Genomic DNA, 569 nt, shown 5'->3' on the forward strand with positions numbered 1-569 from the left:
ATTTATTTTACCGCACTTATAGCCATTTGTGCTGCTCGATAAAGTTTTCCAAATACCATAAGAAAAACATTTCTAATAAACTTTGCAGACATATCTTCAATTGCTGTTACTGGTTTTCCAATAAACACCAACATATGACCTAACAGCCCTTTGACTTGTGATTCTCTTACTTTAGATGCTTTAGCTACTTTTTCTATATTTCTGGCGAGTATGTCATAAAATGTCATTCCAGTTGATACTGTAGCTTGGACTGCTATTGCTGAAAACAAGCCTGCATCTTTTAATAAGGTTATTAAGGCTGATTGAATTCTTTCTGACCAATACTCTGTAAATGATGCTTGGTTTCTGTGCTCAAACTTAAATCTAGTAGGTGTATACAAGTATTTGTTAGACCTGACTTTTATCGCTCCCCACGTTTCGGAGTTAGCATTATCTAAATACCCTAAATTTGTTTCGCTAGACATACTATGAGCACTTATATTAAAGCCAGTACTAGCGTCTAAGCGGTACTCATCTCCATTGTGTGGTGCATGAATAAATGGCCAGACAGGTACTTTAGGTACAGGAAG

1 pseudogene is annotated in these 569 nt (G+C 36.2%); it reads right to left on the reverse strand.

The window, feature by feature from the left end:
- Window positions 1–2: 2 nt before the first annotated feature.
- Window positions 3–569: pseudogene (locus R7Z50_RS29730) on the reverse strand (lipase family protein); the annotation flags it as partial.

This window comes from Vibrio sp. 1249-1, assembly GCF_033340495.1.